This is a genomic window from Pseudomonas danubii, from assembly GCF_042980055.1.
In the GTDB taxonomy this organism is placed as follows: Bacteria; Pseudomonadota; Gammaproteobacteria; order Pseudomonadales; family Pseudomonadaceae; genus Aquipseudomonas; species Aquipseudomonas danubii.
Map to the genome: position 1 here is coordinate 1,482,439 of NZ_CP116502.1, position 25,019 is coordinate 1,507,457.

At 63.5% G+C, this 25,019-nt stretch carries 27 protein-coding genes; 16 read left to right on the forward strand and 11 right to left on the reverse strand.

All coding sequences use genetic code 11. The features are described from left to right. Nucleotides 1-79: 79 nt before the first annotated feature. The 6 genes from PFZ56_RS06965 to PFZ56_RS06990 all read right to left on the reverse strand — a co-directional run bounded on the left by PFZ56_RS06965 (nucleotide 80) and on the right by PFZ56_RS06990 (nucleotide 3,617). Nucleotides 80-394, reverse strand: coding sequence for a hypothetical protein (locus tag PFZ56_RS06965; RefSeq protein ID WP_102882709.1), 315 nt, complete (start codon nucleotides 392-394; stop codon nucleotides 80-82). A gap of 23 nt (nucleotides 395-417) precedes the next feature. Then, nucleotides 418-846: an SMI1/KNR4 family protein gene (locus PFZ56_RS06970; RefSeq protein ID WP_170002573.1), complete on the reverse strand. Its 429-nt coding sequence runs from the start codon at nucleotides 844-846 to the stop codon at nucleotides 418-420. A 104-nt stretch (nucleotides 847-950) separates the two neighbouring features. Then, on the reverse strand, nucleotides 951-1,622 hold the full coding sequence (locus PFZ56_RS06975) for a hypothetical protein (protein ID WP_102882710.1): 672 nt from the start codon (nucleotides 1,620-1,622) through the stop codon (nucleotides 951-953). Between the two features lie 74 nt (nucleotides 1,623-1,696). Further along, entirely contained in the window at nucleotides 1,697-1,912 is a 216-nt protein-coding gene (locus tag PFZ56_RS06980; RefSeq protein ID WP_011058598.1) for a helix-turn-helix transcriptional regulator, read from the reverse strand. 9 nt (nucleotides 1,913-1,921) lie between these two features. Continuing rightward, nucleotides 1,922-2,500 (reverse strand): hypothetical protein, encoded by a 579-nt coding sequence (locus tag PFZ56_RS06985; RefSeq protein ID WP_102882711.1) that lies wholly within the window; start codon nucleotides 2,498-2,500, stop codon nucleotides 1,922-1,924. Nucleotides 2,501-3,140: 640 nt separating this feature from the next. Beyond that, nucleotides 3,141-3,617 carry a DUF6392 family protein gene (locus PFZ56_RS06990; protein WP_170002575.1) on the reverse strand — a complete coding sequence of 159 codons (477 nt, stop codon included), beginning with the start codon at nucleotides 3,615-3,617 and terminating at the stop codon, nucleotides 3,141-3,143. 354 nt (nucleotides 3,618-3,971) lie between these two features. Here PFZ56_RS06990 and PFZ56_RS06995 point away from each other — a divergent pair, with 354 nt between their 5' ends. Next, nucleotides 3,972-4,232, forward strand: a complete 261-nt coding sequence (locus tag PFZ56_RS06995; protein WP_060836990.1) for a hypothetical protein — start codon at nucleotides 3,972-3,974, stop codon at nucleotides 4,230-4,232. A gap of 62 nt (nucleotides 4,233-4,294) precedes the next feature. On the opposite strand, the gene PFZ56_RS07000 is transcribed toward PFZ56_RS06995, so the two are convergent. The 3 genes from PFZ56_RS07000 to PFZ56_RS07010 are packed head-to-tail and all read right to left on the reverse strand — an operon-like array spanning nucleotide 4,295 to nucleotide 6,640. Further along, nucleotides 4,295-5,500, reverse strand: coding sequence for a CynX/NimT family MFS transporter (locus PFZ56_RS07000; RefSeq protein WP_170002577.1), 1,206 nt, complete (start codon nucleotides 5,498-5,500; stop codon nucleotides 4,295-4,297). Continuing rightward, a complete protein-coding gene (locus PFZ56_RS07005; RefSeq protein WP_170002579.1) occupies nucleotides 5,487-5,948 on the reverse strand; it encodes a nucleoside deaminase in 462 nt (153 codons plus the stop codon). Before PFZ56_RS07005 ends, PFZ56_RS07000 begins: the two co-directional genes overlap by 14 nt. Nucleotides 5,949-5,977: 29 nt before the next feature. Further along, the gene (locus PFZ56_RS07010) at nucleotides 5,978-6,640 is read right to left on the reverse strand and encodes an ankyrin repeat domain-containing protein (RefSeq protein ID WP_170002581.1); all 663 of its coding nucleotides are present in this window, start codon (nucleotides 6,638-6,640) and stop codon (nucleotides 5,978-5,980) included. 108 nt (nucleotides 6,641-6,748) lie between these two features. Here PFZ56_RS07010 and PFZ56_RS07015 point away from each other — a divergent pair, with 108 nt between their 5' ends. The 5 genes from PFZ56_RS07015 to PFZ56_RS07035 all read left to right on the forward strand — a co-directional run bounded on the left by PFZ56_RS07015 (nucleotide 6,749) and on the right by PFZ56_RS07035 (nucleotide 10,541). Beyond that, nucleotides 6,749-7,621 carry a LysR family transcriptional regulator gene (locus tag PFZ56_RS07015; protein WP_170002583.1) on the forward strand — a complete coding sequence of 291 codons (873 nt, stop codon included), beginning with the start codon at nucleotides 6,749-6,751 and terminating at the stop codon, nucleotides 7,619-7,621. A 179-nt stretch (nucleotides 7,622-7,800) separates the two neighbouring features. Further along, on the forward strand, nucleotides 7,801-8,124 hold the full coding sequence (locus PFZ56_RS07020) for a hypothetical protein (RefSeq protein ID WP_016963092.1): 324 nt from the start codon (nucleotides 7,801-7,803) through the stop codon (nucleotides 8,122-8,124). Nucleotides 8,125-8,541: 417 nt separating this feature from the next. Then, on the forward strand, nucleotides 8,542-9,357 hold the full coding sequence (locus tag PFZ56_RS07025; RefSeq protein WP_170002585.1) for an energy transducer TonB: 816 nt from the start codon (nucleotides 8,542-8,544) through the stop codon (nucleotides 9,355-9,357). A 55-nt stretch (nucleotides 9,358-9,412) separates the two neighbouring features. Beyond that, the gene (locus tag PFZ56_RS07030; RefSeq protein WP_102862614.1) at nucleotides 9,413-10,138 is read left to right on the forward strand and encodes a MotA/TolQ/ExbB proton channel family protein; all 726 of its coding nucleotides are present in this window, start codon (nucleotides 9,413-9,415) and stop codon (nucleotides 10,136-10,138) included. A 1-nt stretch (nucleotide 10,139) separates the two neighbouring features. Next, nucleotides 10,140-10,541, forward strand: coding sequence for a biopolymer transporter ExbD (locus PFZ56_RS07035; protein ID WP_011058607.1), 402 nt, complete (start codon nucleotides 10,140-10,142; stop codon nucleotides 10,539-10,541). A gap of 103 nt (nucleotides 10,542-10,644) precedes the next feature. Here the strand turns inward: PFZ56_RS07035 and PFZ56_RS07040 are convergent, their stop codons facing one another. After that, on the reverse strand, nucleotides 10,645-11,610 hold the full coding sequence (locus tag PFZ56_RS07040; protein WP_170002587.1) for a TerC family protein: 966 nt from the start codon (nucleotides 11,608-11,610) through the stop codon (nucleotides 10,645-10,647). Nucleotides 11,611-11,899: 289 nt separating this feature from the next. Here PFZ56_RS07040 and PFZ56_RS07045 point away from each other — a divergent pair, with 289 nt between their 5' ends. From PFZ56_RS07045 to PFZ56_RS07075, 7 genes are all read left to right on the forward strand, one after another. Continuing rightward, the gene (locus PFZ56_RS07045; protein ID WP_102862617.1) at nucleotides 11,900-12,481 is read left to right on the forward strand and encodes an alpha/beta hydrolase; all 582 of its coding nucleotides are present in this window, start codon (nucleotides 11,900-11,902) and stop codon (nucleotides 12,479-12,481) included. A gap of 58 nt (nucleotides 12,482-12,539) precedes the next feature. After that, a complete protein-coding gene (locus PFZ56_RS07050) occupies nucleotides 12,540-13,460 on the forward strand; it encodes a sigma 54-interacting transcriptional regulator (protein ID WP_102862618.1) in 921 nt (306 codons plus the stop codon). Between the two features lie 345 nt (nucleotides 13,461-13,805). Continuing rightward, nucleotides 13,806-14,588: a MetQ/NlpA family ABC transporter substrate-binding protein gene (locus tag PFZ56_RS07055; protein ID WP_102882719.1), complete on the forward strand. Its 783-nt coding sequence runs from the start codon at nucleotides 13,806-13,808 to the stop codon at nucleotides 14,586-14,588. A 566-nt stretch (nucleotides 14,589-15,154) separates the two neighbouring features. Beyond that, the gene (locus tag PFZ56_RS07060; protein WP_102862620.1) at nucleotides 15,155-15,820 is read left to right on the forward strand and encodes an amino acid ABC transporter permease; all 666 of its coding nucleotides are present in this window, start codon (nucleotides 15,155-15,157) and stop codon (nucleotides 15,818-15,820) included. After that, on the forward strand, nucleotides 15,801-16,460 hold the full coding sequence (locus tag PFZ56_RS07065; protein WP_102882720.1) for an amino acid ABC transporter permease: 660 nt from the start codon (nucleotides 15,801-15,803) through the stop codon (nucleotides 16,458-16,460). Before PFZ56_RS07060 ends, PFZ56_RS07065 begins: the two co-directional genes overlap by 20 nt. After that, nucleotides 16,457-17,239, forward strand: coding sequence for an amino acid ABC transporter ATP-binding protein (locus PFZ56_RS07070; RefSeq protein ID WP_102862621.1), 783 nt, complete (start codon nucleotides 16,457-16,459; stop codon nucleotides 17,237-17,239). The genes PFZ56_RS07065 and PFZ56_RS07070 overlap by 4 nt, the downstream gene beginning before the upstream one ends. Then, nucleotides 17,236-18,120, forward strand: coding sequence for a transporter substrate-binding domain-containing protein (locus tag PFZ56_RS07075; RefSeq protein ID WP_170002589.1), 885 nt, complete (start codon nucleotides 17,236-17,238; stop codon nucleotides 18,118-18,120). The genes PFZ56_RS07070 and PFZ56_RS07075 overlap by 4 nt, the downstream gene beginning before the upstream one ends. A gap of 151 nt (nucleotides 18,121-18,271) precedes the next feature. Here the strand turns inward: PFZ56_RS07075 and PFZ56_RS07080 are convergent, their stop codons facing one another. Further along, on the reverse strand, nucleotides 18,272-19,432 hold the full coding sequence (locus PFZ56_RS07080; protein WP_123391823.1) for an AAA family ATPase: 1,161 nt from the start codon (nucleotides 19,430-19,432) through the stop codon (nucleotides 18,272-18,274). 273 nt (nucleotides 19,433-19,705) lie between these two features. On the opposite strand from PFZ56_RS07080, the gene PFZ56_RS07085 reads away from it, so the two are divergent. The 3 genes from PFZ56_RS07085 to PFZ56_RS07095 are packed head-to-tail and all read left to right on the forward strand — an operon-like array spanning nucleotide 19,706 to nucleotide 24,950. After that, nucleotides 19,706-20,800, forward strand: a complete 1,095-nt coding sequence (locus PFZ56_RS07085; protein WP_102882724.1) for an efflux RND transporter periplasmic adaptor subunit — start codon at nucleotides 19,706-19,708, stop codon at nucleotides 20,798-20,800. Continuing rightward, a complete protein-coding gene (locus PFZ56_RS07090) occupies nucleotides 20,797-21,867 on the forward strand; it encodes an efflux RND transporter periplasmic adaptor subunit (RefSeq protein WP_102862624.1) in 1,071 nt (356 codons plus the stop codon). Before PFZ56_RS07085 ends, PFZ56_RS07090 begins: the two co-directional genes overlap by 4 nt. Further along, on the forward strand, nucleotides 21,864-24,950 hold the full coding sequence (locus PFZ56_RS07095; protein ID WP_123391815.1) for an efflux RND transporter permease subunit: 3,087 nt from the start codon (nucleotides 21,864-21,866) through the stop codon (nucleotides 24,948-24,950). The genes PFZ56_RS07090 and PFZ56_RS07095 overlap by 4 nt, the downstream gene beginning before the upstream one ends. The last annotated feature ends 69 nt before the right edge of the window (nucleotides 24,951-25,019 follow it).

Below are 25,019 nucleotides of genomic sequence, written 5' to 3' on the forward strand. Positions count from 1 at the left end.
CAGGGCATGTCACGCTCGGAAACGACGGTGAGTGTGGCGCAGGCGAGCTGGCTGGACGAGGCGGTTTTGGCCGACGGCCTCAGAAGTAGAAGTACAGGCCGGTATCCCGTTCCAGGGCCAGTCGATTCAGGGCGATCAGCCTGTGGATAAGTTCATCCTCGGGCGTCGCGGCCTGCATCAGGATCGACAGGGCCGTGGCCAGGGCGGCCTGGCCCTGGATCGAGGCGTCTTCGTAGTCGTCGATCAGGCTGCCCAGGGCGCGGTTCAGGCTCGGTAGCAGGTCGCTGCGCGACAGCACCGCCCACTGCTCCGGGGACAGGGCCAGTTCCTCCAGGTCGCCCGGCAGGCACTGGTCCAGATCCAGGCGTTGCTGGGCCTCTTGGCTGGTGGGCACGACTATCCATTTGCCTGGCGTGTTCATGGTTGCCACAGCTCGACAAAGGCCTTGAAGTCGGCCGCCACCGGGTAGCGCCTGGCGCTCTCGGGATCGAAGACTTCCACCGCCACCCGCGGGCTGTTGAAGTCCAGGCAAATCAGCAGGCCACCGGCATCCCGGGCAATCGGCAGGCAACCGGCGGCGAGCCCCGGCACGCGGCCGAGGCTGGCGTACCAGAGCAGGCTCCAGGGTTGGTTGTCCAGGCCGAATTCGAAGAACTCGCTGATGCAGGCGTAGCCGTTGCCATAAGGGAATGTGCCGATCCCCGGCGCGGCGGCCGCGGCGTACTGCACCAGCTCCAGGTACAGCGCCGGGAACTCGACGCAGAGGCGTTGCTGCACCTGGGCGATCAGCTGTTCGTCCACCGCCGATCCGGGTTCTATTTCCCAGGCATTCCAGTCCAGGGGCATGTTCGACCTGCGCCTTGTCGTTGAGGGGGCTGCGCCCGCGCGAGGGGGATCGGGCGGGCGGCGAGGGGCGATTGTAGGCGTGTCGCCCGGTGCGCGGTAGGCGCTTAGTTGCAGCTGTGACCTTCGGGCAGGGTGACGGTGTATTTGCGCTGCACCCGGTTTTTGAAGTCCAGGTTGTTCAGGCTTTCCTGCACCAGGAAGTCCTCGACCTTGGCGTCCTGGCAGTCCTCGTTATAGGACGAGGCCCGCAGCAGGAACACGGTGCGCCGGCTCTGCTCGTCCTTGGCCTTGATGTTGAAGGTGCTGAGGGTGGTGTAGCCGGTGCGCTCCGAGGAACCCACCGGGCCCCAGGTGGTGGTCGGGGTGCTGTTGCAGACCAGGTTCTTGTCCTTCTTGGTGCTCTGCTTGCACACCGTCTTGGTGCTGCTGGGCACCTGGCCGTAGTCGGTAGCGGTGTAGCGGTAGCTGGTCTTTTCGCTGCCCACGTCGAGGGTGAAGTTCATGCGAAACGGTGGGGGGTTCTTGGGCAGCGATGTCTCGGTGTAGACCTGCTTGAAGCCCATGCCGTGCAGGGCCGCGACCATGTCGCGCAGGTAGTAGCTGGCGTTGAGGCCGTGGGCGTCGTTGGCGCCGTTGACGGTCACCAGCACCGGGGCCTGGGGATCGAAGTAGTAGTCCGGAGCCGGGGTAGCGGCGATGGCCACTTCGAGTTTGTTGGCGCAGCCGGTCAAAAGACAGGCGAGTAAAAGCAGCGGGCAGAGCAGGTAGCGAGTCATGAATAAGCCAATGTGCAACGTGAGGAGTGGTAAGGCTTTAACGAACGGGACTCGGATCAAACAAACGCGGGGGGTTACGCGGGCTCGGTGGCCTGGTATTCCAGAAGGTCACCGGGCTGGCAGTCGAGTGCAGCGCAGAGTTTGTCCAGGGTCTCGATTTTCATCCCCTTGACCTTGCCATTTTTCAGCAACGACAGATTCGCCTCGGTAATGCCCAGGATGGCGGCCAGCTCTTTGGAGCGAATCTTGTTTTTAGCCATGACAACGTCAAGCCGAACGATAATGGTCATCTCATTGTTCTATATGTAGTGACTGTGCTCATCACTGAGGACTTTGGCGTCGCGCATGATAATGGAAAACGAGCAGAGCAAGATTCCTTTGACCACCTCATAGGCCGCGTAGGACGAGAAGCCCGCGGAGATCTGCAGAATGCGCTGGCCGGGCGGCAGGTCGATGGACAGGGCCAGGCCTTGCAGGGTTTCCATCATCGGGAAGGTGGCCGGGGCGACGATCCACAGCATGCCCACGCGCCAGAGGATGCGGATGTTGCGGTCGCTCCAGGTTTCGCCGCGCGACAGGCGCAGGAAGAACACCCCGGTCAGGTACAGGGCGAAGCTCGACAGCAGCAAGGGCAGGAAGTCGAGGATCACCAGCAGGGTGAAGCTCAGCGAAGAGAGTTTGAAATCGGCTTCCAGCAGACGCGGCGAGTGGTCGGCGAAGACGCTGAGCAGGGCACCCAGAACCTGATCCTTGTTGTAGATCCACATTCCGGCATTGCCGCCGACCTCGACCACACCCATGACCCAGGCCAGGATCGCGGCCAGCAGGCCGACCCGTCGTAAGCGGTACTGGGCTGAGCCATTTATTTGGGGGTTCATGCGTCATTCCTTGCAAAACGTTGGGGGTGGCGAATTATTGATAAATAATTATCTGATTACAATAATTTATTTCTCGAAAGATGCCGGCGGTTCATAGCCAGGAATGATGATGTGGCGAGGGAGCAGGCTCCCGCTCGGGCGCGTAGCGGCCGTGAAACCTGAGGTTGCGGTCTTATGGGTGTGCATATCCGTTGCTGCGGTCACGGCCACTTATGGTTTCGCTCTTACAGCGAGTCACTTTGAAGAGCCCAAAGTAACCAAAGGCTCCTGCCCCTACACTCGGTGCCTCGCCTAGGCTCGGCATGCCCGAACTCCGGCATTGATCCGTGGGCCGCCGCAATGGGCCATCCCTGGCCCAGCGCGGCTAACCCGGCGTCCTGCCGGGTTACCCACGGCTCAATGCCTGCGTTCGGCCATCGTGTCTAAGGGGGCAGGAAGATCAAAAGCCAGAGCAAGATCAAAATCTGACGGCGGCCTACCGGCCGGCCTATCTCTGTCGTCCTCCACGTTCCCTGTAGCCGCTGCCGAGCCTGCGAGGCTGCGAAAAGGACCGCAGGGCCTTGCTTGGCGATCTCACGCCGAGCCTCTAATGCCTACCGGATCGCCGCAAGCCTCCAAGAGCCACGCGGTGTCGCGCGAATCAGTCGCGCTGCGGCTCGAGCAAGTCGAATGACAGGACTTTGATTGTCAGGTCGACGCTATAGACGAAACCCACCCGCGCACTCGGGTGGAGAGGCTCCGGCAGGCGGTAGCTCTCCCATGCGTTGAGCATGTATTGCCCATCTGCTGATGGCCTACGTTCCCCCGAGCGCAGGGGCGTGCCGAGCAGGTCGCGAATGTCTTCGCGAGTCATGCTGCGTGAGAACGGGGCGGGCAGTTCGCCGCTGTAGAACGAGCGCCCTTCTTCAAGAGGCATGAGCTCGATCAGTACCTTTTCCAGGACCAGGCTGTCTTCCCAGAAGTCCAGCATCAGGCCGGGCTCGACGATCACGGTCAGCCATTCGAATTCGTCGTAGAGCTTGCCCGTCGGGCGCTCGATGCGCTCTCCCCGGGCGATCAGTTCTGCATGGCTGAGCCCGAGGCTCTTTACCCAGCGGCTGAGGGTGTCGGCGTCCATTGCGGTTCCTGTGTTCTGGGTGTCGAGAGGGAATTCTACTTGGGGTCGATGGAAGGGAATGGCAATACTTCGGCGATTGTTCCGCCAGGACCTCCTGCCTATAGTCCGGCCTGTCACCGACGCATCGGTGGCCGATCTTAGCCGGTCGAAAAAACACAATAATGGACGCACTTCCTGCCTCTATAATGCCCCGCGCCTTGTCGCTTGGCGTTTGTTATGGCGGCTGTGCGCGGGACACCTTCGGGTGTGCCGGGTATTCCATTATTGGCCCGGCCGGCTAACCCGCGTACAGCTGCCACCCCTCTTGTTTAGCCGCAACGGGTGATAGCTCCACACAATAATGGAGATGTACCCATGTCTGAGTTCACCCCGCTACAAAGCAATCTCACCCCCACCCCGGTGCTCTACCTCAACCCTGCCGCCCCTCCGGCCGATCTCTATGGCTGCGCTGTGCAGCGGATCAAGGCCACTCGCGATCTGATGCACAGTCTCAACTGCCTGAGCATCAAGGGTGTTGCCGATCAAGACCTGAGCCATGTGGCCAATGCCGCTCACCTGCTGCTGCAGGACGGCTGCGATGTGCTGGATGCATTGCAGTGGCGGATCGAGGGCTGATCCGTTCCTTGACGCTTGTCCGCCTGCGAGCCCTCGCAGGCGGCATCGATTGACGGTCGCGCTCAGGTCGCTGGCGCGACAGTGCCGACAGTGGCCCTGGCCTGATAACTGGCCGGGCTGAAGATTCGCGTCAACAGCAGCATCGCCAGGACGCCGACGATCAACACCCACCAGGCGCTGACAAAGCTGCCGGTGACTTGCCGCAGCCAGCCGCTCAGCCACGGCGAGACGGCGTTGATCAGAAAGCCCACGCCCTGGACAAAAGCCGCCAGTTGCCCGGCTTCCCGGGGATCGCGGCGGTGATCCAGGGTCAGGATCAGGCTCAGGGCAAAGCACGCTCCGAGGCCGAAGCCGATCAGCGCTACCCACAGGTGCGGGCTCTGCAAGGGCCACAGCACCAGCCCGAGAAACCCTGCGGCCTGGGCCGTGAGGCTGATGCCCAGCAGTGGGCGGCGGTCGCTGCTGCGCTGGGCCAGGGCGGGCATCAGCAGGGCGGCGGTGACTTGGAAAATCGTCATGAAGGCCAGCAGCGAGCCGCTCTGGGTGGCGCTCCAACCCAGCTGCAGGTAGTAGGCCGGCAGCCACGCCACCATGCTCATGTAGCCGCAGTTCACCAAGCCGAAATACAACGCCAGCAGCCAGGCGCGGCGGTTGCTCCAGAGCCCGGCCCTGGGCACCGGGAGGCCGTTGCGGCGGCCGGCGCCCAGGGGCAGGCACAGCCACAGCAGCAGGGCGGCCATGGCTGGCAGTACCCAGATGCCCAGCCCCACTTGCCAGTGGGCGAAGTGGCTGGCCACCTGCGGGCTGAGCAGGGCGGCGATGCCGCCACCGCCCATCAGCGAGGCCGAGTAGACGCCCATGGCCAGGGCCACCCGCTGCTGGAACTGGCGCTTGATCAGCGCTGGCACCAGGGCCTGGATCAGGGCCACTCCGGCGCCGCCGAGCAGGGCGGTGGCGAGCAAGGCCGCGGCCTGGCCGAAGAACAGCCGCACCAGGCAGGCCAGCAGCACCAGCACTAAACCCAGGGACACGCCGCGGCGTTCGCCGAGACGGGCTTCGATCCGTACTCCGAGCAAGGCCACCAGGCCCATGCAGATCACCGGCAGGCTGGTGAGCCAGGCGCTGCTCTGGAAACTCATGCCGGTGGCCCCGCGAATCTCGTTGAGCAACGGGCTGACCGAGCTGAGGATGGGGCGCAGGTTCAGCCCCAGGCACACCAGCAGCGCCCAGCCGGCGAAGGTCTTGAAGGTCGATTCAGTTCGCTGCATGGCGCGTCTGCCAATCCTGGTACAGGGCGGTCATTGCCGCCTGGGGCAGGTGCAGCAGCGGCAAGCGCTGTGCTTCCAGGGGCTGGCTCAGCTCTTGGTAGATGGCCGCGGTGGACAGGCCGAATGGCTGCGCCTGTTCATTGCTGGCGGCGAACACCGCGCGGGAAACGCCGCACAGGTACATGGCGGCCAGGCACATGGGGCACGGCTGGCCGCTGGCGTAGATCACGCAGTCGTCCAGGCGCGGGCCCAGTTGCTGGCTGGCGGCGCGGATGGCGAGCATTTCGGCGTGGGCGGTGGGGTCCTGGCTGAGGTGGATTTCATTCACCGCCTCGGCCAGCACCCGGCCGTTGCGCACCAGCAGCGCGCCGAACGGACGGCCGCCCTGCTCGACATTGCGTCGGGCCAGTGCCACGGCCTGTTGCAGGTAGTGCTGATCGTCGTGCATGGAGGGCTCCTTCAAAGGGGGGGCAGGGGTTACGCCGCGCCGGCATCGCGCAGCAGCTTGGCAATGGCGCTCTGGCCACGGCGTTCGGCCTGTTGCAGCGGGCTGATACCGGCACGATCCGGCAGGTTCAGGTCGGCGCCGGCGGCAATCAACTGGGCGACGATTTGCTGGTGCGCCGGGCCGCCGTCGGACAGCACGATGGCTTCCATCAGGCAGGTCCAGCCCAGGTGGTTGACGTGGTTCAGGTCGACGCCGGCTTCGATCAGCAGACGCACGGTTTCCACGTGGCCGCGTTCGCAGGCCGGGATCAGGGCAGTGCCGCCGTAGCGGTTGGTGCTCTTGAGGTCGGCGCCGTGGGCCAGGGTCAGCTTGAGGATTTCGTTGTGGCCGCTGGCGCCGGCCAGCAGGTAGGGGCTGTCCTGGATCAGGTTCTTGCGGTTGACGTCGGCCCCGGCTTCGATCAGCGCGCGGGCGATGTCGATGCGATTGTCGCGAGTGGCCAACAGCAGCGGGCTGCTGCCGTCCAGGCCACGCTCGTCGAGGGCTGCGCCTTGCTGGATCAGCTGCTGTACCTGCTGTAACCGACCCTTGCGTACCGCATCCAGCAGCGAGTTGTCGCTGGCCAGGACCACCCCCGCCGTTAACAGACTTATGGCCATCAGGCCGCGTTTGAAGGACCGCTTGAGTGGCATGGGAACCTCCCGTTCCTGCTGGTGAAAGGGGAGTATGGTGAAGCCCTTGGGTATTCTGAAATTAAATATAATCATGCCAATCAGTGGCTATCAGAATGGTGATGAGTAATGTTCGATCCCGTGTTGCTGCGCAGTTTCGTGGCGGTTGCCGACTGCCAGAACTTCACCCGCGCGGCCGAGCGCCTGCACTTGACCCAGTCCACCGTGAGCCAGCAGGTGCGGCGCCTGGAGGAGAGCCTGGGTTGCCAGTTGCTTGACCGCGACCAGCGCCGGGTGGTGGCCACGGTGGAGGGCGAGCGCCTGCTGGCCTATGCCCGGCGCATTCTGGCGCTGCATGAAGAGGCCAGCGACGTCTTGATCAACCAGCGCGGCGAGGAAGTGCTGCGCCTGGGGGTGCCGGAAGACTTTGCTGCCGAGCGCCTGATGCCGATGCTCTCGCGCTTTGGCCGCGACTATCCAGCGGTACGCCTGGAGGTCACCAGTGGTCTGGGACCGGAGTTGCTGCGCCAGTTCCGCCGTGGCGAGTTCGACCTGCTGCTGGTCAAGCAGATGGGCCACAGCGACGACTGCGTGGAATCCTGGCCCGAGCCGCTGTGCTGGGTCGATAGCGTTCGCCAGCCCGCCTTTGGCCGCGATCCGCTGCCGCTGGTGGCGTTCCCGGTGGGCGGTTTGTATCGCCAGGAAATGCTCCACCACCTGGAAGTCGGCGGCTGGCCGTGGCGCATCGCCTATTCCAGCGCCAGCCTGGCCAGTGTCTGCTCGGCGGTGGCGGCGGGCCTGGGCATCAGCCTGTTGCCGGTGCGGGTGCTGGGCAAGGGCCATCGGATGCTCGACGCCGCCAGCGGCTTGCCGGATATCCAGGGCGTGCGCCTGGCGCTGTATGCCGGCAGTGGCCTAAGTCGGGCCGGCAAGGCATTACAAGAGCAGTTGCGAGCCGTGGCCAGTGTCAAGCCGCAAGTTGAAACCACGGGTAAGTTATAAGTGCTTTTGTTTCGGTCATAACTTATAGAGAGCCGATTGCAGGCTATAGCTATTTAATTAGTTATTGCGCAAGTTTGTTTTGGACAGAGTTATAAACGCCGACCATGCTGGGTTTGTGAGTTCCAGGAGGAACTTGCTTCATTGGACGAATTATTCAACTGCATAAGGAAACCCGCATTATGTCGAGCATCAATGGAACCTATGTAAACTCCAACGCTGACGCCCGTCTGGTCGTGACCGACGGCAACGACTCCAACGGTTCGTTCAGCGGTGAGTTGACCCAGGCCGGGGTCAAGTACAGCGTCGCCGGGCATTACCACTTCCAGAACAGCACCGGGCAGCCGACCATCATCAATGTATCCGGCTACAACGATGGCTACGGTTACCAGGCCTGGGCGCTGTTCTCACCCGATCACAACTATTCCCGGTTGCGCGCCTCCGGTGCCCGCAGCAACTTCAGCGGCGATGTGGTCGGCCTGAGCGGCGAGTTCGTCAAGCAATAACAAGTTCGATAATAAACAGCCGCTGAATACGCGCTGCCTTATATAAGGCAGCGTGCCGGTTCAGCGGCTTTGTCGTGTCCGCTTGTAAAGTTAATTAAATACATGGGCGCTTAAGTTGGTTTCGAGTGCAATGGGATTCTATTGTTTTTCTGCACTAACAGGCCTGTTTCGATGCTTTGCAGGAATATTTTCAATGCCTGCAAGGCATGGCGTTTTTCCCTCTTGGCTACAGCCCTTGAATCACGTGGCCTGAGCTGTTCCGGGTGAATTCAATATTCCGTTCCGATCTATCTATAACTTGAAAGATTACTTTAAGAGATAAGCGTGGGGCACTGATCATTGACCCCGCGGCACCGTTGCGTGGGGGGTGTTCAAACGCCGGTGCCGGGTTTTTCAAAAGATCGTAGGGAGTGAACCATGGGCAATGTCCAGACCGCCGCCAGTGCACACGAGGTGCTGTGGCGCCAGGCACCGAGCGGCGAGTTGGTCGACCTCGGCCGGCCTCACCGCTTGCCGCTGGGCCAATTGCGTCTGCAACGCACGCCCAAGGGAATTTTGCGCCGCCGGGAGACATTCATCCTTGGCGCGGCGGCGCTGCTGCTGCATGCGGCGGTGATCTACTGGCTGAGCCAGAAGCCGACCCCGGTGCTGCCGATCGTGCCGCCGGAAATCCCGCCCATGACCATCGAGTTCTCGCACCCGGCGCTGCCTGTAGTGGAGCCGCCTCCGCCTGTGCCGGTACAGCCAGTGGTGGAGCCACCACCGCCGGTGGAGGACGAGCTGGCGGTCAAGCCGCCACCGCCCAAGCCGGTGCCTAAACCCAAGCCTAAGCCCGTGCCCAAACCCGAGCCGAAGCCTGCACCCAAACCGGTGCAGCAGACGCCGGCACCGCCGCAGCCGGCCGCCCCGGTAGCCGCTCCGGCGCCACCCGCGCCGCCGGCCCCGGCCCCTGTGACGCCGGCTTCGGCCAGTGCCGCGTACCTGAAGAACCCGGCGCCGGAATACCCGTCCCTGGCTCAGCGCCGGGGCTGGGAAGGCACGGTGCTGCTGCGGGTGCATGTGCTGGCCAGCGGCAAGCCGGGGGAGATCCAGATTCAGAAAAGCAGCGGTCGCCAGCAGCTCGACGATGCGGCCCTGGCCGCGGTCAAGCGCTGGAGTTTCGTTCCGGCCAAACAGGGCGACGTGGCCCAGGACGGCTGGGTCAGCGTACCCATCGACTTCAAGATTCATTGAGCCGCAAGGCCGATCAACCAACACGCGCTAAACGCTTACACAGAGGGAACACATCATGACGTTACTGGCATCTCCACTGGAATCCATCGAAAGCGCGGTGATCTGGCTGTTGGTGGTCTTCTCCGTCGCCACCTGGGGCCTGGCCCTGGTCAAGGGCGTGCAGTTCGCCCGTCTCAAGTCCCAGGATCGCAAGTTCCACAATCAGTTCTGGGCCGCTTCCAGCCTCGACTCCGCTGCCCCGTTGAGTGAAACCCAGCCCGGCGCGGCGGCCCGGGTGGCCCAGGCCGGCTATGCGGCGATCCAGGTCGGCGACGCCCCCCATGCAGCGGACCTGAGCCAGGCGATCAACCATCAGGACCGCCTCGAACGTGCCTTGCGCCAGCAGATCGTGCGCGAGCGCCGCTCCCTGGAAACCGGCCTGGCGGTGGTCGCCAGTATCGGCAGCACCTCGCCCTTCATCGGCCTGTTCGGCACCGTGTGGGGGATCATGGAAGCCCTGAAAGGCATCAGCGCGGCGGGCTCGGCGAGCCTGGAAACCGTGGCCGGTCCCATCGGCGCGGCCTTGGTGGCCACCGGCGTGGGGATCGCCGTCGCAGTGCCGGCGGTGCTGGTCTACAACTACTTCCTGCGGCGCCTGAAGCTCACCGCAGCGGACCTGGACGACTTCGCCCACGACTTCTACAGCCTGGCGCAGAAGAACTCGTTCCGCGTGCTGATCCACCCGAGCGTGCACAAGGCTGCGGCCCAGGGCAGCCTGCAAAAAGTGCAGGAGGCGTCCTGATATGGCCTTCTCCACCCAAGACAGCGATGAGGTGCTGAGCGAGATCAACGTCACGCCATTGGTGGACGTGATGCTGGTACTGCTGGTGGTGTTCATCGTCACCGCGCCGCTGCTGACCAACGCCATCCCGATCAACCTGCCCAAGACCGAGGCCGTGGCCCCGGTGGAACAGAAAGACCCGCTGGTGGTGAGCATCGACGGCGCCGGCAAACTCTTTATCAACAAGGACGAGATCCAGCCGGACCTGCTGGAAACCAACTTGCAAGCGGCCAAGGCCAAGGACCCGCAAGTGCGGGTCCAGCTGCAGGCCGACGATGGCGTCAACTACGGGGAAGTGGCCCGGGCCATGGCGTCCATCGAGCGTGCGGGCATCACCAAGCTATCGGTGATTACCGCGCGCTGACACCGAGCAACAAAGCCACGACTTTTCAGGCCGTCTCCTTGGCAGGGTGCGGCCTTTTTTTTTGCCAGACACTTTGAGCGTCTTCCTGGGCGTGCCTGAGACCTCATGGTTTGCCAGCGATGCGTGTTCTGTTCCTGGTCAGCGTCAGGCTCAGTACCACCGCACTGAGGATGATGCCGCCGACGATGGCCAGCGACCAATGGACCGGCATATGGAACCAGGGCGCGGCCAGCATTTTGCTTCCGATAAACACCAGCACTATGGCCAGTCCGTACTTGAGCAGATGGAACCGCTCAGCCATGTCCGCGAGCAGGAAGTACAAGGCGCGCAGGCCCATGATGGCGAATATGTTGGAGGTGAACACGATGAAGGGATCGGTGGTCACGGCGAAAATCGCCGGGATGCTATCGACCGCAAAAATCAGGTCGCTGGCCTCGATCAACACCAGCACCAGGAACATCGGCGTCGCCCAGAGCAGGCCATTGTGGATGACAAAAAAACGCTCGCCGTGAAACTCCTGGGTGACGCGCAAGTGCTTGCGCATCCAGCGCAGTATCGGGTTTTTGTCGAGGTCGGGTTGTTGCTCGGCAAAGATCAGCATCTTGATGCCCGTGACGACCAGCAGGACTCCGAAGACGTAGAGCAGCCAGGCGAACTCCTGTACCAGCCAGACGCCGGCGAGAATCATCGCTGCACGCATGACGATGGCGCCGAGTACGCCGTACAGCAGCACGCGCCGCTGCAATGGCGGCGGTACGGCGAAATAGCTGAAGATCATCACGAAGACGAACATGTTGTCGATCGACAGTGACTGTTCGATCAGGTAGCCGGTGAGGAACTCAAGGGTTTTGCGCTGGGCGATTTGCGCACCCAGCGTATCGTTCAGATACCACCAGAGCAGACCGGCGAAGACCAATGCCAGGCTGGCCCAGGCTATGACCCAGGCCAGCGCTTCCCGGGCCGAAACCCGATGGGCCTTGCGCCCACCGAAGACAAACAGGTCAAGCGCCAGTACGGCGATGACGAAGACGATGAAAGCAGCCCACATCCAAGGTTCACCGATGTTCATCGCGGCCACGCCTCAAATGAGTTGAGGTTTATCCCCCATGACAGTCTTGGAATGACGCACCCAGGGGCGGATGGTTCTCATCCTAGCCAGCCGGTTTGATCAAGAAAAAGTCGTATATTTTTGGCCAATAGTTCGATGCCGACGAATTGTTTGCGCGCAGGCAAAAGGATTGAAGGAGGCAGGCCTTATATTCTTTTGGGGTATTAATAAATAGCTTCTTATTCCTTAACGAATATAAATCCCCTCCCTATACTCGTCCGGGAACAGACACGCAGCAGGAGAGTTCCCCATGCGCAACGAATCCATTCGCTACTTGATTGTGCCGGGCTGGCAAGGATCGCCAGAAGATCATTGGCAAACCCATTGGCAGAACAGCCTGCCCAACAGTGCGCGGGTGGAGCAGGCCGATTGGCTGACGCCGCGCCGTGAAGACTGGGTGGCGGCCCTGGCCGAAGCCATCGCCATCGACGACACCCCGGTGATCCTGATTGCCCACAGCCTGGGTTGCATCACCGTGGCCCACTGGGCGGCGCGCGCGCCCGCGGCAGCGCTGCGCCAGGTGCGCGGTGCGCTGCTGGTGGCGCCGGCGGATGTCGAGCGTGCGGCCTGTGCGCCGGCCCTGCGCAATTTCGCGCCGATTCCCCGGGACCTGTTGCCGTTCCCCAGCCAGGTGGTGAGTTCGGACAACGACAGCGCCGTCAGCGCGCCGCGTGCCCTGGAACTGGCCCGTGACTGGGGCGCCGAAGCCGGGATTCTGGCGGGAGCCGGGCATATCAACGTCAAGTCCGGCCACCAGCGCTGGGAGCAGGGATTCGCCTATCTCTATCGCCTGCAGAACCGCATGGAACAACACGCCCTGCGTCGTGCCTGACCGTATTTTCCCTGTTTAAACGCCCCCGTCCTCAGGCGGTTTTGGGCGGGAGTCTGCCATGAGTCCTCATACCCCTTTCGGCCAGCCGCTGCTGACCTTTCCCGATGCGGAAAAAAGTCCCCTGAGCATCCGCGCCAAGGCGCTGGTGTTCGTCGATCCACGTTCGCGACAACTGCGTGAAGAGCTGGAGCAACTGGCGCCCCGTGCGATCTCGGTGCTGATCCGTGGTGAAACCGGCACCGGCAAGGAGCTGCTGGCCCGACACATCCACCGCGCCAGCGACCGCAGCGGGCTGTTTGTCTCGGTCAACTGCGGCGCCATCAGCCCCACCTACGCCGACGCCGAACTGTTCGGCTATGCCGCCGGCAGTTTCAGCGGCTCCGCCAGCAGCCGGGCCGGCTGGTTCGGTTCGGCCAATGGCGGGACCCTGTACCTGGACGAGATCGGCGACTTGCCGCTGCCGATTCAGACCAAGCTGCTGGCAGCCCTGGAGAACCACGAAGTGACGAGGGTCGGTGCCCAGCAACCGAGCCCGGTGGATGTGCGCCTGGTGGCGGCCACCAGCATCGACTTGGCCCAGGCGGTGGCGGCGGGCAAGTTTCATGAGCGCCTGTACCGCTACCTCAGCGAGGGCCAGTTGGAGCTGCCGGCGCTGCGCGAGCGGGTCGGGGATATCGAGTCCCTGGCCGAGTATTTCCTGGGGATCTACAGCCAGCGCCTGGACCTGCCGGTGCCGCTGATCAGCGAAGCCGCGCAACAGGCCCTGGAGCGCCACAGCTGGCCGGGCAATACCCGGGAGCTGGAGAACGTCATTCACTTTGCCCTGCTGGTCAGCAGCGGCGAGGAAATTCTTCCCGAGCACCTCAACCTGCCGCCGACGCGCTCGCCGCTGGAGCAGATCGAGCTGCTGCTGCGGCAGATCGCCGAGAGCGATTCAGACGCGGATCGCCAGGCCCTCAAGCGCCTGCTGGCGGTGTAGCCGCTGCCGCAGGCTGCGACCGGCTGCGCAGCAGACGCAAAGCCGTTCACCACGATCCTGCTGGAGAGCCCCGATGCCCCTGGCGCCGACTGCGTCGTCGTTCGCAGCCTGCGGCAGCGGCTACAGGGGAGTGCTAGGCCCTCAAGCGCCTGCGGCAGCGGCTACAGGGCGCGGTGGTGGGGCGGGATGTATGAACAAAATGGAATATGAACGTGAATAAAAGATATTGTTCGGGAATAAAAAATCTCGGTATTGTCCGCTTCACGCCAGCAGTGGCACATCACTGGCACCCTTATAAGCATCTCATTTGAAGCCGTCGTCGATCCCGACACCTAAGGACCTTGCATGAAAAAAGTTCTGTTGTTCACCGCACTGGCGGCAGCCCTGAGCGCCGGTATTGCCCAGGCCGGCGAGAAGCTGGTGGTTGCCGCGACCCCGGTGCCCCACGCCGAGATTCTCGAGCTGATCAAGCCCACCCTGGCCAAGGAAGGCGTGGACCTGGAAATCAAGGTTTTCACCGACTACGTGCAACCCAACGTACAGGTCGATCAGAAGCGTCTGGACGCCAACTACTTCCAGACCCTGCCGTACCTGAAGAACTTCAACGAGGGCAAGGGCACTCACCTGGAAACCGTGATCGGTGTGCACGTCGAACCCTTCGGCGGCTACTCGAAGAAGGTCAAGTCCCTGGCCGAGCTGAAAGATGGCGCCACCATTGCCATCCCCAACGAAGGCAGCAACAGCGGCCGTGCCCTGATCCTGCTGCACAAGGCCGGTCTGATCGAGCTCAAGGACCCGAAGAACGCCGTGTCCACGCCCAAGGACATCGCCAAGAACCCGCACAACTTCAAGTTCAAGGAGCTTGAGTCGGCGATGCTGCCACGGGTCCTGGATCAGGTTGACCTGGACATGATCAACACCAACTACGCCCTGGAAGCGGGCCTGAACCCGGCCAAGGATGCGCTGGTCATCGAAGGCGCCGATTCGCCTTACGTGAACTACCTGGTGGCGCGTCCGGACAACAAGGACAGCGCGGCGATCCAGAAGCTGGCCAAGGCCCTGACCAGCCCAGAGGTCAAAGCCTTCATCGAGAAGAAATACAGCGGCGCGGTCCTGCCGGCGTTCTGATGAACTAGGCTACTGAAGCGACAAACCCCTTCAAGGTTTGAACGCCGACGGCTATCACAGCGTCGGCGTTTTTTATTGCGTCGGCAAAAGCCGCAGGAGTCGGCCGGGCGGCGTTCCGCTTGCCGGCGAAGAGGTCCTCAGGCCGGGTACAAACCTGAAGGGCGCCTTCGCTGGCAAGCCAGCTCCTACACAAGCCAGCGCTTACACAAGTGGAGCGCTTTTGGCGGTGGCTTGGGTGGCGCGGCGCAACGCCGTCAGCCACTTCATCAGTTCATGGGGGGGCAGGGGTTGCGGGGGCTTTGTATCGGCCATGGTGGTCGTCCTTGAGGGGTGTAGCGTCCAGTGGAGGTGCGGGCGCGAAAGCTCCGTTCGACCCGGTTGAAAAGGTAGTAGCCCGGCGCCAGCCCGGCAAATCCGCGGGTTAGGTTTTTGGGTGATATCAATATGCTCTAACGGTATTTAAATTCTGCTTTTTATAGCTATAAAGTCGCGGCAGCCGGGCGGTTACCCACTGCCCCACGGACTGCACCACCGTCGCTGTACCCCAGCGGCGTTCAGGATGATTCATGACCCTCGATTACGCTTTTATCCTCAGCACCCTGCCGGCCTTTCTCAAAGCCGTGGGGGTGACCCTGCAGGTCGGCCTGATCGCCATCGGCACCTCGCTGCTGGTAGCCCTGATCAACGCCACTGTCCTGGTGTTTCGCACCCCTTACCTGCACCGCCTGATCGGCCTGTACGTGGAACTGGCGCGCAACACACCGCTGTTGATCCAGCTGTTCTTCGTCTACTTCGCCTTGCCGGCCCTGGGGATCAAGGTCTCGGGTTTTGCCGCGGCGATCATCACCATGACCTTTCTCGGTGGCGCCTACCTCACCGAAGTGCTGCGCGCCGGGGTGGAAGCCGTGCCCCAGGCGCAGCTGGAATCGGGGCGCTCCATCGGCCTGTCGCAGTGGCAGTTGCTGCGCTACGTGATCCTGCCTCAGGCCGGGATCCTCAGCCTGCCGTCGCTGTTCGCCAATTTCATTTTCCTGCTCAAGGAAACCACCGTGGTCTCGGCGGTGGCGGTGCCGGAGATTCTCTACACCACCAAGAGCTACATCGCCCTGTACTACAAGACCTACGAAATGCTCGCGGTGCTGACGCTGATCTGCGTGCTGTTGTTCTTGCCGCTGTCGCTGTTGCTCAGCCGTCTGGAAAGGAGGTTGCAACATGGCCAGTTCGGGTCTTGAGCTGTTGCTGGTGTCCTTGCCGCAACTGGCCCGGGGCGCTGTGCAGACTTTGTCGATTTCGCTTTTGAGCATTGCCTTCAGCACCCTGGGCGGGGTGCTCTACGGCGTGCTGCGCAGCCTGCAACGCAAGGTGCTGGATGTACCGTTGCGAATCTACCTGGAGCTGTTCCGGGCGATCCCGGTGCTGGTCTGGTTGTACCTGCTGTTCTTCGGCTTTCCGATCTTCTTCGGCCTCAGCATTCCCAGTTTCACCTGCGCGGTGCTGGTGCTGTCGCTGTGGGGCGCCAGCGAAGTCGGCGAGGTGGTGCGCGGGGCTCTGCAATCCCTGCCCCGGGGCCAGCGTGAAGCGGGCTTGTCCATTGGCCTCTCCGGTGCCCAGCTGTACGGCTACGTGTTGCTGCCCCAGGCGCTGAAGCGCATGACGCCGCCGACCATCAACGTCTACACGCGAATCATCAAGACCAGTTCCCTGGCGGTGCTGATCGGCGTGGTGGACGTGATCAAGGTCGGCCAGCAGATCATCGAGCGCACCTACGAATCGGTGCTGATCTACGGCGTTCTGTTCCTGTTTTTCTTCTTTATCTGCTACCCGCTGTCGGCCGCCTCCCGCGTGCTGGAGCGGCGCTGGACGCAAGCATGAGCGCATTGATCGAGTTCCAGGGTTTCAACAAATTCTTCGGCCCGCAGCAGGTGCTCAAGGAGGTCGACCTGCGCGTGGCGGCGGGGGAGGTGATCGTCATCCTCGGCCCCAGCGGCTGCGGCAAGAGCACTCTGCTGCGCTGCCTCAACGGTCTGGAAAGCGCCCACAGTGGCCATCTGCGTTTCGCCGGGCGCGAGCTGCTCAGCCCCGACACCGACTGGCGTCAGGTGCGCCAGCAGATCGGCATGGTGTTCCAGAGCTATCACCTGTTCCCCCACATGAACGTGCTGGACAACCTCCTCCTCGGGCCGCTCAAGGTGCAAAAGCGCGAGCCCCGCGAAGCTCGGGCCCAGGCCGAAGCGCTGCTGGAGCGGGTGGGCCTGCTGGACAAGCGCGAGGCCTTTCCCCGGCAGCTGTCCGGCGGCCAGCAGCAACGCATCGCCATCGTCCGCTCGTTGTGCATGAACCCCCAGGTGATGCTGTTCGATGAGGTCACCGCGGCCCTTGATCCGGAGATGGTCAAGGAAGTGCTGCAGGTGATCCAGGGCCTGGCCCGGGACGGCATGACCCTGTTGATCGTCACCCATGAAATGGCCTTCGCCCGGGCCGTGGCCGACCGCATCGTGTTCATGGATGGCGGGCGCATCGTGGAACAGAACACCCCCGAGGCTTTCTTCACCAACCCGCAGAGCGCACGCGCGCAGCAGTTCCTGGAGAAGTTCTCGTTCGTTGAAGCACTGCCCAAGAAAGCCCCTAAAAAGGAACTGGAGCTCTTATGAAAACTGCCAAGTCTTCGCTGTTGTTACTGCCGCTGTTCGGTCTGGCCCTGCTGGCCGGCTGCGAAAAATCCAATGATGCACCCAAGCCTGCGGCCACCGCTGCCAGCGCCGCGCCGGCGGCCGGTTACCTGGACAAGATCAAGGCCCGGGACAAGCTGATCGTCGGGGTGTTCACCGACAAGCCGCCGTTCGGTTTCGTCGATGAAACCGGGCGCTATGTGGGCTTCGATACCGACATCGGCCGCCAGTTCGCCAAGGACTTGTTGGGGGACGAGAACAAGGTGGAGTTCGTCGCCGTGGAACCGGCCAGCCGTATTCCCTTCCTGCAGAGCGACAAGGTTGACCTGATCCTGGCCAACATGACCGTGACCCCGGAGCGCAAGCAAGCGGTGGAATTCACCAACCCCAACCTCAAGGTGGCGGTGCAGGCCCTGGTACCCGAAGGCAGCCCGGTGAAGAGCCTAGATGACCTGGCAAGCCGCACCACCATCGTCACCACCGGCACCACCGCAGACATCTGGCTGACCCAGAACCACCCGGACTGGAAGCTGCTCAAGTTCGAGAAAAACACCGAGTCCCTGCAAGCCCTGGCCAATGGCCGTGGCGACGCCTACGCCCAGGACAACCTGATCCTGTTCAGCTGGTCCAAGCAGAACCCGGGCTACCGCGTATTGCCCCAGACCCTGGGCGAGCAGGCACCGATTGCCCCGGCGGTGAAGAAGGGCAACATCGAATTGCGGGACTGGGTGAATGCCGAACTGGCCAAGCTGGGCGAAGAAAAGTACCTGCTCAAGCTGTATGACCAGTACGTGCGCAAAGAGCTGAGCGATGACACCCCGCCTGAGAGCGTGATTGTCGAAGGCGGCAAATGGCAGGGCTGAGGCGTACTGTCGGCTGCTGAATCCACTGTGTAGCCGCTGCCGAAGGCTGCGAACGGCTCCGAAGGAGACGCCGCTCTTGAGGGCCTCGGAAGGTCCTGCGGACCTTATCGCAGCCTTCGGTAGCGGCTACAGGGTGTGGGAGGCGCGATTTTCAGTCGGGCCAGTACCACGCCGGTTCGTCGAGCATGCGCTGGCCGACGATGCCGGTCTGGCCCAGCTCTTTCTCCAGCACGATGCAGTTGCATTCGGGGTCTTCCTGCAAGGCCGCGATCAGGCGCCGGGCGTGGGACACCACCCACACCTGGCACTGCTCTGAAGCCCTGATGATCAAGCGCGCCAGGGCCGGCAACAGGTCCGGGTGCAGGCTGGTCTCCGGTTCGTTGAGCACCATCAGGCTCGGCGGACGCGGGGTCAGCAAGGCCGCTACCAGCAACAGGTAGCGCAAGGTGCCGTCCGACAGTTCCGCGGCCGACAGCGGTCGCAATAACCCCTCCTGATAGAACTCGATGGCGAAGCGTCCACCCTGCAGCGGGGCGATGTTCAGCCGCGCGCCGGGGAAGGCGTCGCTGATGGCCGCCTGCAGCGCCTCGGGGTCGCCGATCTCGCGAATGGTCTGCAACGCCGCCGCCAGGTCGCGGCCATCGTGATGCAGCACCGGCGTGCGGGTGCCCAGTTGCGGCTGGCGCACCGGGGCTTCGCTGTCGCTGCGAAAGTGATCGTAGAAACGCCAGCGACGAATGAACTCGCGCATCTGCAGCACTTCCGGCGAGCCGCGCAGGCTGCCCACTTGATCGAACAGGCTGTCGAAGTCCGGCGTGTGCTGGGCCAGCACGTCCCAGCTGCGGCCCTGGCGCGTGCGGATCAACGGGCCGGCACGGTCCACCAGCAGGCTGGCGGGACGGTAGAGCGGCCCGGACCAGATGCATTCCTTCTTGATCTGCGGGTCCAGGGCAAACGCCGAGTGACTGGGCTCCGGCAGACCCAGGGCGATGGCGTAGCTGAAGTCTTCTCCGGCAAAGCCCAGGCGCAGGCGCTTGCTGGAAGAGCGCACGCTGGCCTCGATCGGCACCTCGCCGTTGCGCATGCGTCGGCTGAGGTTTTCCGGCCCGGCCCAGAAGGTCGATTCCAACCCGCCTTCCTTGGCCAGGGCATTGACCACGCCGCCCTGGGCGGTCTCTGCCAGCAGGCGCAGGGCGCGGTACAGATTGGACTTGCCGCTGCCATTGGCGCCGGTGATCAGGTTCAGTCGGCCGAGGGGCATCACCAGTTTGTTGATGGAGCGGTAATTGGCCACCGCCAGGGTCTTGAGCATGCCGGGGTCTCCTGTTGCGTGGTGCGCAGTGTGCCTGATTTGTAGAGCGGGAGCTTGCTCGCCGCCGCTCCCGAAACCGCTGCTGTGTTTGCCCGGACAGGGTGCGCTGCAAGGCTGGCGACTACGGCGCCCAGGGGCGTCGGTCGGCCGAGCGGGAGCTGGCGTCCTCGCTACGAAAGCCCTGTTTATGAGACCTGCGTGCAAGGGTTGAACCCTGTTCTAAGCTCACAGTCGTAACGTCACTGGCGCGACGATCAAGCACAAGGAGCCTGCATGGCTGGTCTCAAATCGAGGTGGATAGTGGGGCTGAGTCTGCTGGCGCTGCTCGGCGGCTGCGGAGCGGAAAAGCCGACTGAGAAGGAACGCCCGCGGGTGCGTATCCAGCAAGTGCAGAGCAGCGATTTTGCCCCGTCGGTGACCCTCACCGGTGACGTCCAGGCCCGGGTGCAGACCGAGTTGTCGTTCCGCGTCGGCGGCAAGATCATCCAGCGTCTGGTGGATGTCGGCGACCGGGTTTCCGCCCAGCAGGTACTGGCCCGGCTCGATCCCAAGGACTTGCAGACCAACGTCGATTCCGCCGCTGCCGCGGTGTTTGCCGAACAGGCACGGGTCAAGCAGGCCAGTGCCGCCTTCGTTCGCCAGCAGAAACTCTTGCCCAAGGGCTACACCAGCCAGAGCGAATACGATTCGGCCCAGGCCGCCCTGCGCAGCAGCCAGAGCGCCTTGAGCGCGGCCCAGGCGCAGTTGGCCAATGCCCGCGAGCAGTTGAGCTACACCGAACTGGTGGCCGAGGCGCCGGGGGTGATTACCGCGCGTCAGGCCGAGGTCGGTCAGGTGGTACAGGCCACCATGCCGATCTTCAGCCTGGCCCGGGACGGTGAGCGCGACGCGGTGTTCAACGTCTACGAATCGCTGCTGATGCAGCCGCCGGGCCAGGAAACCATCCACGTCAGCCTGCTGGACAACCCCAAGGTGACCACCACCGGCAAAGTCCGCGAGGTGACCCCGGTGGTCTCGGCCCAGAGCGGTACGGTGCAGGTCAAGGTGGTGCTCGATTCGCTGCCGGCGGGCATGGACCTGGGCTCGGTGGTCAGTGCCACCGCCCGGGCCCACGGCAAGGCCACGGTGGTGCTGCCTTGGTCGGCCTTGACCAAGAACCTCAGCGAACCGGCGGTGTGGCTGGTGGGCGAGGACGGCAAGACCGTGCTGCACAGCGTCAAGGTCGGGCGTTACCTGACCGGCCAGGTGATCATCAGCGACGGCCTCAAGGGCGGCGAGAACGTGGTGGTGGCTGGGGGGCAGTTGTTGCACCCGGGGATGTTGGTCGAGATTGCCGGGCCGACCAAGGAACAGGGAGCACAACCATGAAGCGCCTGCTGCCGTTGTTATGGGCCAGCCTCTTGCTGCTGGGCTGCTCCAAGGAAGAGCCGGCGCCGGAGCCGGTGCGTCCGGTGCTGTCGATCCAGGTGGCGCCGCAATCGGAGGAAAGCCTCGGGCGCTTTGCCGGCAACATCCAGGCCCGTTTTGAAACCAACCTGGGCTTTCGGGTGCCGGGGCGGATTGCCAGCCGCAATGTGGATGTCGGTGCCGAAGTGGGGCCCGGGGACTTGCTGGCGACCCTCGATCCCACCGACCAGCAGAACCAGCTGCGGGCCGCCCAGGGTGACCTGGCCAAGGTCGAGGCGCAGTGGATCAACGCCCAGGCCAACGCCCGGCGCCAGCAGGAGCTGTTCGACCGTGGCGTCGGCGCCCAGGCGCAATTGGACATTGCCCAGACCGACTTGAAGACCACCGGCGCTTCCCTGGCTCAGGCCAAGGCGGCCGTGCGCCAGGCCCAGGACCAGCTCAACTACAGCCAACTGCGCAGCGATCACGGCGGCGTGGTCACCGCCTGGAATGCCGAAGCCGGACAGGTAGTGACCGCCGGCCAGCAGGTGGTGACCCTGGCCCGGCCGCAGATCAAGGAGGCGGTGATCGATCTGCCGGCGACCCTGGTGGATCAACTGCCGGCGGACGTGGAGTTCAAGGTCGCGGCCCAGCTCGACCCGAGCATCAGCACCACGGCCACCGTGCGCGAGATTGAGCCCCAGGCCCAGAGCGCGACCCGTACCCGTCGCGCCCGCCTGACCCTCAAGGACACTCCCGAGGCCTTTCGCCTGGGCACCGCCATCAGCGTGACCCTGAGCTCGGCCATCGAGCCGCGCACCGAGTTGCCCCTGACGGCCCTGCAAGAGGTGGATGGCCAGACCCGGATCTGGGTCATCGACCCGCAGAGCCAGACCGTCGCCCCCCGGGAGATCAAAGTGCTCAGCCGCGACAGCGATTCGGCGCTGATCAGCCAGGGGGTCAAGCCCGGCGAGCGCATCGTCAGCGCCGGGGTCAACAGCCTCAAGCCGGGGCAGAAAGTCAAAGTCGATGAGGGCCGCGCACAATGACGCCTGACAGCAAAGGGAGCTTCAACCTGTCCGAGTGGGCGATCAAGCATCAGTCCTTCGTCTGGTACCTGATGTTTGTTGCGCTGCTGATGGGGGTGTTTTCCTACCTGAACCTGGGGCGCGAGGAAGACCCGTCCTTCACCATCAAGACCATGGTCATCCAGACTCGCTGGCCCGGCGCGACCCAGGAAGAAACGCTGAAGCAGGTCACCGACCGCATCGAGAAAAAACTCGAAGAGCTGGACTCGCTCGACTACGTGAAAAGCTACACCCGCCCCGGCGAGTCGACGGTGTTCGTCAACCTGCGCGACACCACCAGTGCCAAGGACATTCCCGAGATCTGGTATCAGGTGCGCAAGAAGATCAACGACATCCGCGGCGATTTCCCCCAGGGCTTGCAGGGTCCGGGTTTCAACGATGAGTTCGGCGATGTGTTCGGTTCGATCTACGCCTTCACCGCCGACGGCCTGAGCATGCGCCAACTGCGTGACTACGTGGAGCAGGTGCGCGCCGAGATCCGCGAAGTGCCGAACCTGGGCAAGGTGGAGATGGTCGGTGAGCAGGACGAAGTCATCTACCTGAACTTTTCCACGCGCAAGCTGGCGGCCCTGGGCATCGACCAGCGCCAGGTCCTGCAAAGCCTGCAAGCGCAGAACGCGGTGACCCCGGCCGGGGTGATCGAGGCCGGGCCGGAGCGGATCTCGGTGCGCACCTCGGGGCAGTTCGCCTCGGAGAAGGACCTGGCCACGGTCAACCTGCGCCTCAACGACCGCTTCTATCGCCTGGCCGACATCGCCGACATCAGTCGCGGCTACGTCGACCCTGCCACACCGCTGTTCCGTTTCAATGGCCAGCCGGCCATCGGCCTGGCCATTGCCATGAAGAAGGGCGGCAACATCCAGGAATTCGGCAAGGCCCTGCATGCGCGCATGAATGAGCTGACCGCCGATCTGCCAATCGGTATCGGCGTGCACAAGGTCTCGGATCAGGCCGAGGTGGTGCAGGAAGCGGTGGGCGGTTTCACCAGCGCCTTGTTCGAGGCGGTGATCATCGTGCTGGTGGTGAGCTTCATCAGCCTTGGGATGCGCGCCGGGCTGGTGGTGGCCTGCTCGATTCCGCTGGTGCTGGCCATGGTCTTCGTGTTCATGGAGTACAGCGGCATCACCATGCAGCGGATCTCCCTGGGGGCCTTGATCATCGCCCTGGGGCTGCTGGTGGACGACGCCATGATCACCGTGGAAATGATGGTCACGCGCCTGGAGAAGGGCGAGAGCAAGGAGCAGGCGGCGACCTTTGCCTACACCTCCACCGCCTTCCCGATGCTCACCGGGACCCTGGTGACCGTGGCCGGCTTCGTACCTATCGGCCTCAACGCCAGCTCCGCTGGTGAGTACACCTTCACCCTGTTCGCGGTGATCGCCGTGGCCATGCTGGTGTCGTGGATCGTCGCGGTGCTGTTTGCCCCGGTGATCGGCATCCACATCCTCAGCACCAACGTCAAACCCCACTCCGAGGAGCCGGGGCGCGTCGGTCGCGCCTTCAATGGCGGCCTGCTGTGGGCCATGCGCAACCGCTGGTGGGCGATTGGCATCACCGTGCTGCTGTTTGCCGCGTCGGTGTTCGGCATGCGTTTTGTGCAGAACCAGTTCTTTCCGTCTTCCGACCGGCCGGAGATCCTGGTGGACCTCAACCTGCCGCAGAACGCCTCGATCGACGAGACCCGCATGGCCGTGGATCGGTTGGAAGCGACCCTCAAGGACGACCCGGACATCGAGCGCTGGAGCACTTACATCGGCGAAGGCGCGATCCGTTTCTACCTGCCCCTGGACCAGCAACTGCAGAATCCGTACTACGCCCAGCTGGTGATCGTCAGCAAGGGCCTGGAGCAGCGCACGGCCCTGACCGAGCGTTTGCGCAAGCGCCTGCGCGAAGACTTCGTCGGCATCGGCAGCTATGTGCAGGCCCTGGAAATGGGCCCGCCGGTGGGGCGGCCGATCCAGTACCGGGTCAGCGGCAAGGACATCGACCAGGTGCGCAAGCACGCCATCGACCTGGCCACCGAACTGGACCAGAACCCGCACATCGGCGAGATCATCTACGACTGGAACGAGCCCGGCAAAGTGCTGCGCATCGACATCGCCCAGGACAAGGCGCGGCAACTGGGGCTGTCCTCGGAAGATGTGGCGCGACTGATGAACAGCATCGTCAGCGGTTCCACCGTGACCCAGGTGCATGACGACATCTACCTGATCAACGTGGTCGGCCGTGCCGACGACAGTGAGCGCGACTCACCGGAAACCCTGCAGAACCTGCAGATCGTCACCCCCAATGGCACCTCGATTCCGCTGCTGGCCTTCGCCACGGTGGGCTACGAACTGGAGCAGCCGCTGGTGTGGCGCCGCGACCGCAAACCCACCATCACCATCAAGGCGGCGGTGCGCGACGCGATCCAGCCCACCGACCTGGTCAAGCAATTGCAGCCGGACATCGACCAGTTTGCCGCGCAGTTGCCTGCCGGCTACTCGGTGGCCACCGGCGGCACCGTGGAGGAAAGCAGCAAGGCCCAGGGTCCGATTGCCAAGGTGGTGCCGCTGATGCTGTTCCTCATGGCGACCTTCCTGATGATCCAGTTGCACAGCGTGCAGAAGCTGTTCCTGGTGGCCAGCGTCGCGCCTCTGGGGCTGATTGGCGTGGTCCTGGCCCTGGTGCCCACCGGCACGCCCATGGGCTTTGTGGCGATCCTCGGGATTCTCGCGCTGATCGGCATCATCATTCGCAACTCGGTGATCCTGGTGACCCAGATCGACGAATACGAGCGCGAGGGTTATCACCCCTGGGACGCGGTACTGGAAGCCACCCACCATCGGCGTCGACCTATCCTGCTGACCGCAGCAGCGGCCAGCCTGGGGATGATCCCGATTGCCCGGGAAGTGTTCTGGGGGCCGATGGCCTACGCCATGATTGGCGGCATCATCGTTGCCACCTTGCTGACCTTGCTGTTCCTCCCGGCGCTGTACGTGGCCTGGTACAAAATCAAGGAGCCCAGCCAAGACACTGACCGCACTCGCCCCACGGCCTCTTAGGAGCTGGCTTGCCAGCGAAGGGCCCCGGGAGGCGAGCGCTTGATCCGGAAACGCCTTCGCCGGCAAGCC